10 protein-coding genes are annotated in these 11731 nt (G+C 64.5%); 8 read left to right on the forward strand and 2 right to left on the reverse strand.

Annotated elements, in window-relative coordinates; translation table 11 throughout:
• The first annotated feature begins 144 nt into the window (after positions 1–144).
• The 5 genes from nrfE to pbpG all read left to right on the forward strand — a co-directional run bounded on the left by nrfE (position 145) and on the right by pbpG (position 5793).
• Positions 145–2106 (forward strand): heme lyase NrfEFG subunit NrfE, encoded by a 1962-nt coding sequence (gene nrfE, locus QLG02_RS18125; RefSeq protein WP_282465805.1) that lies wholly within the window; start codon positions 145–147, stop codon positions 2104–2106.
• Positions 2103–2690: a DsbE family thiol:disulfide interchange protein gene (locus QLG02_RS18130; protein ID WP_282465806.1), complete on the forward strand. Its 588-nt coding sequence runs from the start codon at positions 2103–2105 to the stop codon at positions 2688–2690. The genes nrfE and QLG02_RS18130 overlap by 4 nt, the downstream gene beginning before the upstream one ends.
• Positions 2687–3877, forward strand: coding sequence for a heme lyase NrfEFG subunit NrfF (nrfF, locus tag QLG02_RS18135; protein WP_282465807.1), 1191 nt, complete (start codon positions 2687–2689; stop codon positions 3875–3877). The genes QLG02_RS18130 and nrfF overlap by 4 nt, the downstream gene beginning before the upstream one ends.
• A gap of 137 nt (positions 3878–4014) precedes the next feature.
• Positions 4015–4470 (forward strand): NUDIX domain-containing protein, encoded by a 456-nt coding sequence (locus tag QLG02_RS18140; protein ID WP_282465808.1) that lies wholly within the window; start codon positions 4015–4017, stop codon positions 4468–4470.
• A 402-nt stretch (positions 4471–4872) separates the two neighbouring features.
• The gene (gene pbpG, locus QLG02_RS18145) at positions 4873–5793 is read left to right on the forward strand and encodes a D-alanyl-D-alanine endopeptidase (protein ID WP_282465809.1); all 921 of its coding nucleotides are present in this window, start codon (positions 4873–4875) and stop codon (positions 5791–5793) included.
• A gap of 107 nt (positions 5794–5900) precedes the next feature.
• Here the strand turns inward: pbpG and QLG02_RS18150 are convergent, their stop codons facing one another.
• Positions 5901–7286: a tryptophanase gene (locus QLG02_RS18150; RefSeq protein ID WP_282465810.1), complete on the reverse strand. Its 1386-nt coding sequence runs from the start codon at positions 7284–7286 to the stop codon at positions 5901–5903.
• Positions 7287–7756: 470 nt separating this feature from the next.
• Between QLG02_RS18150 and QLG02_RS18155 the strand changes: the two genes are divergently transcribed.
• From QLG02_RS18155 to QLG02_RS18165, 3 genes are all read left to right on the forward strand, one after another.
• Positions 7757–7921, forward strand: a complete 165-nt coding sequence (locus QLG02_RS18155; protein WP_282465811.1) for a DUF2256 domain-containing protein — start codon at positions 7757–7759, stop codon at positions 7919–7921.
• A complete protein-coding gene (locus QLG02_RS18160) occupies positions 7921–9441 on the forward strand; it encodes a cryptochrome/photolyase family protein (protein ID WP_282465812.1) in 1521 nt (506 codons plus the stop codon). Before QLG02_RS18155 ends, QLG02_RS18160 begins: the two co-directional genes overlap by 1 nt.
• Before the next feature lie 151 nt (positions 9442–9592).
• On the forward strand, positions 9593–10846 hold the full coding sequence (locus QLG02_RS18165; protein WP_011705831.1) for a D-amino acid dehydrogenase: 1254 nt from the start codon (positions 9593–9595) through the stop codon (positions 10844–10846).
• An 80-nt stretch (positions 10847–10926) separates the two neighbouring features.
• Here QLG02_RS18165 and QLG02_RS18170 read toward each other — a convergent pair whose 3' ends face one another.
• Complete coding sequence (locus tag QLG02_RS18170; protein WP_282465813.1) at positions 10927–11619, reverse strand: TetR/AcrR family transcriptional regulator; 693 nt, start codon at positions 11617–11619, stop codon at positions 10927–10929.
• Between the last annotated feature and the right edge of the window lie 112 nt (positions 11620–11731).

Genomic DNA, 11731 nt, shown 5'->3' on the forward strand with positions numbered 1-11731 from the left:
CAGCCACCCTCGGGTGACTGGCGCTTATTTGTTGCGATTGGTTGTTGCGATTGATTGTTGCCAGAAATGTGGATGTTATTCCCCAGCGCCGGTACGGTGCAGACGCTGCGGCATAACATAGACGAATGATTGACTGGAGGTTGTGTGCTGGCGGAGCTCGGCTATCTCTCACTGTTGCTGGCGACCGGGCTCGCCCTGCTGCAAGGGCTGCTGCCCTGGCTGGGGCTGCGGCTCGCCTCACGCCAGCTGCTCGGCTGCGCAACACCGCTGGCCCTCCTGGTCGCGCTCCTGCTGTTGACCGCCCTGCTGCTGCTCGCCGGCTGTTTTGGCCTCGATGACTTTACCTTGGTCTATGTGGCCCAGCACGCCAACAGCGCCCTGCCCCTTGGCTTCAAGCTGGCGGCCGTGTGGGGCGGCCACGAGGGTTCCATGCTGTTCTTCGTCTTTGCGCTGGGGCTGTGGGGCGCGCTGGTGGCCCTTTGCTCCAGGCGGGTCGATCCGCTGATCACAATCCGGGTACTGGCCATCATGGGGCTGATCGTCGGGCTGTTCGGCCTCTATACCCTGGTCTTCTCCAGCCCGTTTGACCGCCAGTTTCCGGGGCCGCTGGAGGGGCGCGATCTCAACCCCATGCTGCAGGATATCGGCCTCATCATCCACCCACCCCTGCTCTATCTCGGTTACGTCGGCTTTGCGGTCAACTTCGCCTTCGCCATGGCGGCGCTGCACTCGGGTCGGCTCGATGGCGCCGTGGCCCACTGGAGCCGCCCCTGGGCGCTCGGCTCCTGGGTGTTTCTCACCGCCGGCATCGTGCTGGGCTCCTGGTGGGCCTATTACGAGCTCGGCTGGGGCGGCTGGTGGTTCTGGGATCCGGTGGAAAATGCCTCCCTCTTGCCCTGGCTGCTCGGCACCGCCCTGCTGCACGCCCTGGTGGTGTGCGAGAAACGCGGTGCTTACGGCCACGCCGTGCTGCTGCTCTCCATCTTTACCTTTTCGCTGAGCCTGCTCGGCACCTTCGTGGTGCGCTCCGGGGTGCTCACCTCGGTGCACGCCTTTGCGGTCGACCCCAGCCGCGGCCTCACCCTCTTGTTGCTGCTCGGCTTGCTATTGACCTGCGCCCTCACCCTGTTTGCCCTGCGGGCGGACATTCGCGCCCCCTATGCCCGCTTTGGCTTGCTGTCAAAAGAGGGGCTGCTCGGCGCCGCCATCCTGCTGCTCAGCGTGGCCTGCGCCAGCGTGCTGCTCGGCACCTTTTACCCCATGGTGTTCCAGTCGCTCCATCTGGGCTCGCTCTCGGTGGGCGCCCCCTATTTCAATACCATCTTCGTGCCGCTGGCCCTCTGCCTGATGGCGCTGATGACCCAGCTGCCGCGCCTGCGCTGGCAGCATCTGGCAGCCCAGCGCCGCATCAAGGTGCTGCTCCCATGCCTGTTCGGCCTGCTGGGGGGCGCCTTGCTGAGCCTCGCCTATCCCGAGCCGCTGCGGGCAAGCTGGCTGGGGCTCGCGGCCAACGTGCTGAGCCTCTGGCTGATGGCCAGCCTGCTGCTCCCGCTCTTGCAACCGACGTCGCGGCGCGAACTCACCCTCAATCGGTTCGGCAGCCTGCTGGCCCACCTCGGGGTGGCGGTGTGCGCCCTCGGCATTGCGCAGGTGAGTCACCACAGTCAGGAGGGGGGCGCCGTGCTCGCCGCAGGTCAGCCCTATCGGCTCGGCGCCTTCGAGTTTCGCTATGAGGGGAGCGAGCCGCTCATCGGCCCCAACTACACCGCCGAACGCATCACTCTCGGCGTGCATAAGGACGGTAAAGAGGTGGCGCGGCTCACCCCAGAGCGGCGCCATTACAGCGTGCGCACCATGAACATGAACGAACCCGGCATCGCGTGGGGGCTGTTTGGCGATCTCTACGTGGTGCTCGGCGAGAAGATGGGGCCCGGCGCCTATGCCATGCGGCTGCACTACAAGCCGCTGGTGCGCTGGATCTGGCTCGGTGGCCTGTTGATGATGGCGGGCGGCGCCCTGCGTCTGCTCGCTCGCCGGCCGCTGCTGGCTAACCATCCTGCGCCAGCGACCGCCCCCTGCCCTAGGCTTGAACAGGAGTCCTTATGAACGCCCGTTTGCGCCTGTTCGTGCCGCTCGTGCTCACCCTGGGGCTCGGTGCCCTGCTCTGGCTCGGCCTTGGCAACAACCCCTACAGCCAGGATGAGGCCGTCGCCGGGCGCACCCTGCCCGCCTGGCAGAGTGACGATCTGTTTGGCGGCGCCCCCATCCACACCGCGGCGCTCAAGGGGGAGCCCTTCGTGCTCAACGTCTGGGCCAGCTGGTGCCCCAACTGCCGCGCCGAGCATCCGCTGCTGGGTGAGCTGGCCAGCGCCGTGCCCCTCTATGGCCTCAACTATCGGGACAAGGGGGATGCCGCTCGCGCCTGGCTTGCCGAGGCGGGCAACCCCTATCGCGCCGTGCTGGCGGACCCCGATGGCCGACTCGCACTGGAGCTCGGCGTCTACGGCACGCCGGAGACCTATCTCTTCGCCGGCGACGGTACCCTGCTGACCCGTCATACCGGCCTGCTCACCCGGGAAATCTGGCAACGCCAGTTTGCCCCCCTGCTTGCAAAGGCCCGCAGCAACACCGCCAGCCCGCCCGAAGTGGAGAGAGAAGTAAAGAGACAAGTGCAGGAGAGCAAGCCATGAGCCGTCTCGGCCACGCCCTGATCGCGCCGCTCTTGCTGGCATTGAGCCTCGGGGCCCTTGCCAGCGGGGTCGACACCTATGAGTTTCGCCACCCCGAGCGGCAGACCCGCGCTCAGGAACTGGCCCGCGCCCTGCGCTGCCCCCAGTGCCAGAACCAGAACCTGGTGGAGTCCAACTCCCCCATCGCCCGGGATCTGCGGCTCGAAGTCTATCGCTGGGTGGACGAGGGGCAGTCTGATGAGCAGGTGATCGCCCGCATGACGGAGCGCTTCGGCGATTTCGTGCGCTACGATCCCCCCTTCAAGCGCAGCACGGCGCTGCTGTGGGGCGGCCCCGCCCTCTTGCTGTTGCTGGCGCTCAATCGCCTGCGCAGGAGCCTGCATCGCCGGCAACCAGCGCGGGTGCCGCTTATCGGCGACAGAGCCGAGGGGATGCTCGCCCACGACCCCAGGGCCGAGCTGAACCGGCTGATCATGGCCGAGCAGCAGGCAGGGCTTGCCCCCCACAGCCGCCTCTACCGGGAGCTGGAGCTGGCCCGCCTCGCCAACGCCACCCCAACCACCGAGCAGGCCCTGCGCGATCGGCTGGTAAGAGATCGCACCGCCCGTCCGCTGCCCTGGCTGCGCTCATGGATACTGCTTGGAGCCTTGCTGCTGGCGCTGATGGCCGGCATTTATGCCGGCACCGGCCGCTATCAGGCGTGGCAGGCTTATCAGTCGCGCCCCGATCCGCTGGCGGGATTGAGCCCGCGGGATCTGCAGGACAAAGAACTGGGCGCCCAGCACCAGCGTCTGCAAGCCAACCCCGCCGATCTCGACGGCTGGGCGGCGCTCGGCCAGCTCTATCTCTATCGGGACGAGTACGCCAACGCCCTGCTCGCCTACCAGCGCCTCGCCCTGCAAGAGGGGGGGGCCAGCGCGGCGACCCAGGCCGCCCAGGCCACCGTACTCTACTACCAAGCGGGCCAGCAGCTTACTCCCGAGGCGCTGCGCCTGCTCGATAGCGCGCTCAAGCAGGACAAGGGCGAGGTGAGCGCCCTGATGCTGCTCGCCTCCGATCACTTCCTGCACGGCCGCTACTCCCAGGCTATCGCCCTCTGGCAGCAGTTGCTGGACGAAGAGCGCCCTCGCATCAACCGGGCCGCGCTGATCGAGGCGATCCAGACTGCCCGCATGATGGGAGGCTGACCGCACGTATGATGGGGGCTGAATCCCCCTGTCACGTTGGGCCCGCACAAGCGCCGCCGGCAGGAAAATCACTTGCCAACCTCCCGTCGGCGGCCGAACAATAGGCGTCTATTGAACCTGTTCCTGGAGCCTACCCCATGATCCCCATTCGCTGTCACACCGTCTCCGGCGTCGCACTCTCCACCGTCCAGGGCGAGACCCGGTTGCTGATGATGAAACGGGTCAAGGGCGGCTTCTGGTGTCATGTGGCGGGCACGGTCGAGGCGGGGGAAACCGGTTGGCAAACCATAGTGCGCGAATTTCGCGAGGAGACCAGCATCGTCGTGCACGAACTCTACAACGGCCAGTATCTGGAGCAGTTTTACGAGCACGCCACCAACACCGTCTGTCTGGTGCCGGTGTTCGTGGTCTACTGCCCGCCAACACAGGCGGTGACCCTCAATCACGAGCACACCGAGTACCGCTGGTGCACCCTGGCCGAAGCCAAGGCACTGGCGGGCTTCCCCGGCCAGCAGGCACTCTATGATCACCTCTGGCACTACTTTGTCGAAAACAGCCCCTCGGCGCTGATGCGGGTGGCCATGGCACCATAGCGGGCGCATGCCAAGAGCCCTGCCGTTATCCCCTTGATCCTGTGATGATCCACATCCGGCCATGGCGGCCATCAGCACATGTTGCCGCCCCTGATCAGGCCGTTTTCAGCAGAGATGATCACCCAGAATGAGCGAGAGGAAGGAAACAAGCAGCAGAGAGAGGTAAAAGAGTGACTATCTGGCGGCCAGGGGGCGCCGCCAGCCGTGCGCTGCGACCAGGTTCCCCACTCCTGCCCACCCCATAATTACTCGTATGAAGCCACCCATAGCTGCCATTACCGTTATTTCAAGGTGCGCCATCCCATAAAATTGAAATATCGGGCCATTAGACGTTGTGAAGCGTCAATTACCGTCATATAACTTAGCCAAATATCCCTGTCAGCCGTACGGTAGCGTCAAATCATGATTACTCGCCCTTTTCTTACCCTGTTGCTCGGTGCCTTCCTTGTTCCCGTCAGCATGGAGAGCGCCCAGGCCAATCCGTTTTCAGCCCAGTCCCACTCCCCCAACAGCTTTCTGGAGCAGCGCAACGATCTGGCGCTGAGCTCCGCCGCCTTCGTGGTAGCCAACTCGCGCACCGGTGAAGTGCTGTCGGAGCGCAACGCCAACCGGGTGATGCCGATAGCCTCCATCACCAAGTTGATGACGGCGCTGGTGGTGCTCGATGCCAACCAGCGTCTCTCCGAGATGCTGACCGTTACCATGGCCGACGTGGACAGACTCAAGGGCACCGGGTCACGGCTGGCGGTGGGCTCGCGCCTGAGCCGGGCCGACATGCTGCACATCGCCCTGATGTCGTCGGAAAACCGCGCCGCCTCGGCGCTGGCCAGAAACTACCCGGGTGGCCAGCGCGCCTTCATCGAGGCGATGAACGCCAAGGCCCGCATGCTCGGCATGTGGAGCACCCAGTTCTCCGACAGTACCGGCCTCACCCCCCGCAACGTCTCCAGCGCCCACGATCTGGCCAAGCTGGTGGCGGCGGCATCCACCTATCCGCTCATTCGCCAGTACTCCTCCACCGAGGAGCGCATGGTGCGCAACGGCAAGCGCCAGCTGCACTACCTCAACTCCAACCGGCTGGTGCGCGAAGGGAGCTGGCCCATCTCCCTCTCCAAGACCGGCTACATCCGCGAGGCGGGTCGCTGCCTGGTGATGGCCACCCAGATCAACCGCGAGCCGGTGATCATGGTGCTGCTCAATGCCGATACCCCCAATGCCCGGGTGGCCGATGCCAAGCGGATCAAATCCTGGCTGGAGACTTCCGGTCGCATGAGCCTGACCGCCCAGTCCACTCCCCAGACCAAGCTGTTCAGCAGCCAGTAACGCGCCCGGCCATCCTCGTCAAAAAAGCCCCCGCACCTAGGTGCGGGGGCTTTTGTTGTTGAGCCTTGTAAACAAATCCGCTGGCTACGACGCCAAAGTGCTGGCAATCAGACCGGCTTGAGCCGCGCGGTGAAGTGGCGCAGCAGCGGCGGCTCGTAGTCAAAGGTGAGCCCGCGAATCTCGCTGGCCCGCGCCTTCACCGCGATCAGGCAGTCGGCCACATAGTCCATGTGATCCCGGGTGTAGACCCGGCGCGGAATGGTGAGACGCAACAGCTCAAAGTCCGCCGCCTCCTGCTTGCCGGTGGCGGGATCGCGCCCCAGCAGCAGGGAGCCTATTTCCACCCCGCGCACGCCCCCTTCCAGATAGAGTTCGCAGGCGAGCGCATGGGCCGGGAACTGCTCGGCCGGAATATGGGGCAGCAACTTTTTGGCATCCACAAACACCGCATGGCCGCCGGTGGGGGTCTGGATGGGGATGCTCGCCTCGGCCAGCCGCTCGCCGAGATAAGCCACCTGACTGATACGGTAGGTGAGATACTCCTCATCCATCCCCTCGCGCAGGCCGATGGCGAGCGCCGCCATGTCCCGCCCGGCGAGGCCGCCATAGGTGACAAACCCCTCCATCGCCACGCAGCGCACCTGCACCGCGCGAAACAGCTCGAGATCTTCCTTGAAGCAGCAGAGCCCGCCGATATTGACCAGCCCGTCTTTTTTGGCCGACATGGTGAAGATGTCCCCCAGCGCAAACATCTGGCGCACTATCTCCTTGATGCTGCGCTTGGCATAAGCCGGATCCCGCTCCTTGATAAACCAGGCGTTTTCGGCAAAACGGGCAGCATCGATCACCACCGGAATATGGTGACGACGGGCCAGCGTCGAGACCGCTTCCATATTGGCCATGGAGACCGGCTGACCGCCGGCGCTGTTGCAGGTGACCGTGATGATGATGCCGGCCACGTTGGCGGCCCCCAGGGTCTCGATGGTGTCGTTCAGGCGAGGGAGATCAAAATCCCCCTTCCAGGCGTAGGGGGCCGTGGTGTCGAGGGCTTTCGGAGTGAGCAGGTTGATGGCCCGCGCCCCGGCCAACTCCACGTGGGCCTTGGTGGTATCGAAGTGGTAGTTGGAGATGAAGACCGGCGCCTTGCCCTGGCAACGCTTGACCAACTCGGGGAAGAGGATCTGCTCGGCCCCGCGCCCCTGGTGGGTCGGCATCACATGCTGATAGCCAAAGATCTCGCGCACCGCGCGCTCCAGCTCGACAAAGTTGCGGCTGCCCGCATAGGCCTCATCCCCCATCATGATGCCGGCCCACTGTCGGTCGGACATGGCGCCGGTGCCGCTGTCGGTCAGCAGATCGATATAGACATCCTCGGCCAGCAGCAGGAAGGGGTTCCAGCCAGCGGCCTCGAGGGCGGCGCGGCGCTCGGCGCCAGTGGTCTGTTTGATGGGCTCGACCATCTTGATACGAAACGGCTCGGGTATACGACGCATAAAAGACTCCTCACCGGCGCAACGCCAGTGTGTTTGAAATCGGGATTGGCAAAGAGGCCGGGGCGATCAGAGTCGTCCGGCTGACAAATTCAAACGGCAGTGCCGCCAATCAGCGGTGAGGAAAGTCGAGGGTCAGAATGGGATCCCGGGTGTACCAGTGGGCGAGCAGGCAGGCTGCCCGGGGCGTAGCTGTCACGATTGGCATCACTCCCCTCCATGTCGGTTGTAACCAGTCGGTGGCCAATTAAGATCCATTGATGAGTGCTGCCAGCAGGCAGCCTCGCCACGTTAACGGCAGGTTAATTGGCAGACAAGAGGCGCACCGCCGGGCTGTGCGCCTGCTCACAAAGCGTCCATTCACTTGGCCCGATGCGGGTAACTGTGATCCCCCCAGCGCCCCGCTTCGTTAAGCTGTTATCCCGTTGACTTGACACCGTTCACGCACCTCGTTGCCCACAGCCGGAAGTCCCATGCATCGCAAAGCCCATCTGCCCGAGAAGATCTGCCCCGTCTGCCAGCGCCCCTTCAGCTGGCGGCGCAAGTGGGCGAAAAGCTGGGAGGCGGTTCGCTACTGCAGCGAGCGCTGTCGCCACGCTCGTCATAACAGCCGTCAACATAACGGGGAGCCAGTCTGATGGAGCTGCGCCTCGTGCTCGGCGATCAGCTGAACGCCGGTCACAGCTGGTTTCGCACCCCGGATCCGGCAATCTGTTATCTGATGGCGGAGCTGCGCCAGGAGACCGACTACTGCCGCCACCACCGCCAGAAGGTGCTGGCCTTCTTTGCCGCCATGCGCGCCTTCGCAGCGGCACTCACCCAAGCGGGCCACCGCGTCTGTTACCTGACCCTCGATGAGAGCGCCCGCTGGCCCGACTTGCCCAGTCTGCTGGCAGCTCAGCTCGAAGCACATCAGGCCGACAGCGTTGCCTGGCAGAGCCCGGACGAGTGGCGCCTCGCCAGCCAGTTGCAAACATGGGCGGCTGGCCTGGCCATCCCTGCCACCGAGGTGGAGAGCGAACATTTTCTCACCCCCCGCGATGGCTGGCAGCGCTACCCCCACAGCCGGATGGAGTTCTTCTACCGCGCTCTGCGCAAGCAATACAGGGTGCTGCTCGATGAGCGCGGCCAACCCCTTGGCGGGCGCTGGAATTTTGATGATGAGAACCGCGCCAAATTGCCGGCGAGCCAACCCATCCCGGCGCCCCTCATCTTTGCCAACGAGGTGAGCGACATTGATGCCATGCTGACCCGCCACGGGGTCAGTACCATCGGCGAGGCGGATGCCGGCGCCCTACCCTGGCCCATCAGCCGGCGCCAGAGTCGCGAGTTGCTGGCCCATTTTCTGGCCCACTGCCTGCCCCACTTTGGCCGCTATCAGGATGCCCTGAGCGAGCGTGGCTGGAGCCTGTTTCACAGCCGTTTGTCATTTTCCCTCAACAGCAAGATGCTCCACCCCCTCGAAGTGATCCGCGCCGCTGAAGCCCACTGGCAGGCCAATCAGGGCACTATCACCCTGGCGCAGGTGGAGGGGTTTATTCGCCAGATCCTCGGCTGGCGCGAGTTCGTGCGCGCCCTCTACTGGGAGAAGATGCCCGACTACCAGCAGACCAATTTTCTGGAGGCCAAGCGGCCGCTGCCCGGTTTTTTCTGGAGTGGCGAAACCAGGATGGCCTGCGTACGCCACGCCATTGGCCAGTCTCTGGAGCACGCTTACGCCCACCATATCCAGCGGCTGATGGTGACCGGCAACTTTGCCCTGCTGGCGGGGATCGATCCTGACCAGGTGGATGCCTGGTATCTCGGCATCTATGTGGATGCCATCGAGTGGGTGGAGCTGCCCAACACCCGCGGCATGAGCCAGTTTGCCGATGGCGGCCTGATGGGCAGCAAGCCCTACGCCAGCAGCGGCGCCTATCTCGAGCGAATGGGCCACTACTGCAAGGGGTGCCACTATCAGATCAAAGCCCGCCACGGCGACGGGAGTTGCCCCTTTAACAGCCTCTACTGGCACTTTTTGTGGCGCAACCGGGACAAACTTGGCAGCAATCCTCGCCTCGCCCTGCCCTATGCCAACTGGGATGGCCAGGCCGCCGAACAGCAGCACGCCATCCTGGCGACGGCGGAGCAGTACCTGATCCGACTGGAGCAGCTCTGACTGCCACAGCTAATACCAACAAGCCCACACTTTTCAACATTGAAAACCAGTTAAATAAATGTAAATAGATATATATCCCAATTATATCTACACCAGTTGAATATCCTGTGGCGGCTGATTAAGGTGAGGGCCCCAGTCAAGGAGAGACAAGATGGACATAGTGGTACTCGGTGGTGGCGTGGTCGGTGTGACCAGCGCCTGGTATCTGGCCAAGGCGGGTCACAAGGTGACGCTGCTGGAGCGGCGTGACGGGGTGGCCCTTGAAACCAGCCACGCCAATGCCGGCCAGATCTCCCCCGGTTACGCGGCCCCCTGGGCGGCCCCCGGCATTCCCCTCAAGGCCGCCAAGTGGCTGCTGCAAAAGCATGCCCCCTTCACGGTGCGACCAACCTCGGATCCCTTCCAGCTGCGCTGGATGCTGAAGATGTTTGCCAACTGTACCCCGGCGGCCTATGCGGTCAACAAGGGGCGCATGGTGCGGCTGGCCGAATACAGCCGCGACTGCATGAAGCTGCTGCGCGACGAGCTGAGCATCGATTATGAAGGGCGCCAGCTCGGCACCCTGCAGCTGTTTCGCAGTCAGGCCCAGCTCGATGCCAGCAAGCGCGACATTGAGGTGCTGGAAGAGTACGGCGTGCCCTACCAGTCCCTCGATGCCGCTGGCTGTGAAGGGGCAGAACCGGCGCTGGCCCGGGTACGTGGCAAGATAGTGGGCGGCCTGCGCCTGCCGGGCGATGAGACCGGCGACTGCTTCCGCTTCACCAAGGCCATGGCAGCGGAAGCGCAGCGACTGGGGGTCAAGTTCGTGTTCAACTGCGCCATCGACGAGATCGAGCTGGCGCAGGGACGCGCCGTGGCGGTGCGGGCCGGCGAGCAGCGCTTCAAGGCCGACGCCATCGTCTGTGCCCTCGGCAGCTATGCCACCGGGTTCCTGCGCCCGCTCGGGCTCGATCTGCCCGTCTACCCGGTCAAGGGCTACTCCCTCACCCTGCCGATGATCAACGCCGAGGCCTCGCCGCGCAGTACCGTGCTGGACGAAACCTACAAGGTGGCCATCACCCGTTTCGATGAGCGGATCCGGGTTGGCGGCATGGCGGAGCTGTCGGGCTACAACCTGGCCCTCAACCCGAAACGGCACGACACCCTGGCCATGGTGGTCGGCGATCTCTTCCCCGAGGGGGGCGACATCAGCCGCGCCGACTTCTGGACCGGGCTGCGCCCCATGACGCCGGACGGCACCCCGTTGGTGGGCCCAAGCCCCATCCCCGGGCTCTGGCTCAACACCGGCCACGGTACCCTGGGCTGGACCATGGCGGCGGGCTCGGGTCAGCTGCTGTGCGATCTCATCAGCGGCAGCGACACCGCCATCAGTGACGAAGGGCTCACCCTGGCCCGCTACGGCTGAGCCTTGTCCTGCGTCTCTTCCCGTTTCATCCCAAAGAGGGAGTGCCTGGCACTCCCTCTTTTCTTCCACTCATGTTCGATTCATTCTGCCTCTGCCGCCGCACTGCCCGGCATCAGGGTGGGCAACGCCTGCCACACCCGGGCAGGATCCGGCTCGGCGATGGCGCTCGCCACCAGTTGCTGCAGCCAGTGGCGATGGAGCAGCCAGATGGGATCCCCCAGGCGCCCCTCCTCCTTGGCGCACTGCTTGACCACATCCGCCGTCCGGTAGAAGTAGCGGATCAGGGTGGTGAGCTCGGGGTCGGGCCAGCGGCAGCCAAAATGGCGCAGCCGCTCGTGCCAGAACGCCAGCTGGCCGCGCTCGTGCTCCTGCTCGAGCCCGTGCAGGGCCGGGATGAGATCCATCGCCTGCCACAGGGCCCCGTAACCGACGAAGCGCTCATCCAGCGCGTCCAGCGCCTGATCCAGCATGGCCAGGGTCTGCGGCCAGTCGTCCGCCTGCTGGCGGATCGCTGCCTGCGCTTCGCACACCGCCGCCAGCCAGTCCATCGCCAGCCGGCAGATGATCGCCTCCTTGTTGGGATAGAGGTGATAGAGCGACTTGATGCCCACCCCGGCGCGGGCGGCGATGGCATTGGTGTTGAGCGCCGCAAACCCCTGCTCCTGCAGCAGCGCCAGGGTGGCCTGCTCGATGCGGGTCGCTACCTCCTGACTGCGCTGCTGCCGCGGCTGACGCCGCATGCAGAGCCCCTCTGGCAATGCGTGTTCCGCCATTGCGTCTCTCTCCATGATCACCGAGTCTCATCACTACATGATGAGACAGACTCAACACAAGTCAAAAAAAGTGCAGCAATCACTGGCATTTTTCGGCGCAGCTGCAATAAAC

The sequence above is a fragment of the Aeromonas sp. V90_14 genome, from assembly GCF_029967615.1.
GTDB lineage: Bacteria > Pseudomonadota > Gammaproteobacteria > Enterobacterales > Aeromonadaceae > Aeromonas > Aeromonas hydrophila.

Excerpts from the sequence above, each read along its gene's own strand:
- QLG02_RS18165 (WP_011705831.1), top strand. The coding sequence starts at position 9,593 with ATGGACATAGTGGTACTCGGTGGTGGCGTGGTCGGTGTGACCAGCGCC.
- QLG02_RS18160 (WP_282465812.1), top strand. The coding sequence starts at position 7,921 with ATGGAGCTGCGCCTCGTGCTCGGCGATCAGCTGAACGCCGGTCACAGC.
- pbpG (WP_282465809.1), top strand. The coding sequence starts at position 4,873 with ATGATTACTCGCCCTTTTCTTACCCTGTTGCTCGGTGCCTTCCTTGTT.
- QLG02_RS18150 (WP_282465810.1), bottom strand. The coding sequence starts at position 7,286 with ATGCGTCGTATACCCGAGCCGTTTCGTATCAAGATGGTCGAGCCCATC.
- QLG02_RS18130 (WP_282465806.1), top strand. The coding sequence starts at position 2,103 with ATGAACGCCCGTTTGCGCCTGTTCGTGCCGCTCGTGCTCACCCTGGGG.
- nrfF (WP_282465807.1), top strand. The coding sequence starts at position 2,687 with ATGAGCCGTCTCGGCCACGCCCTGATCGCGCCGCTCTTGCTGGCATTG.
- QLG02_RS18155 (WP_282465811.1), top strand. The coding sequence starts at position 7,757 with ATGCATCGCAAAGCCCATCTGCCCGAGAAGATCTGCCCCGTCTGCCAG.
- QLG02_RS18170 (WP_282465813.1), bottom strand. The coding sequence starts at position 11,619 with ATGGCGGAACACGCATTGCCAGAGGGGCTCTGCATGCGGCGTCAGCCG.
- QLG02_RS18140 (WP_282465808.1), top strand. The coding sequence starts at position 4,015 with ATGATCCCCATTCGCTGTCACACCGTCTCCGGCGTCGCACTCTCCACC.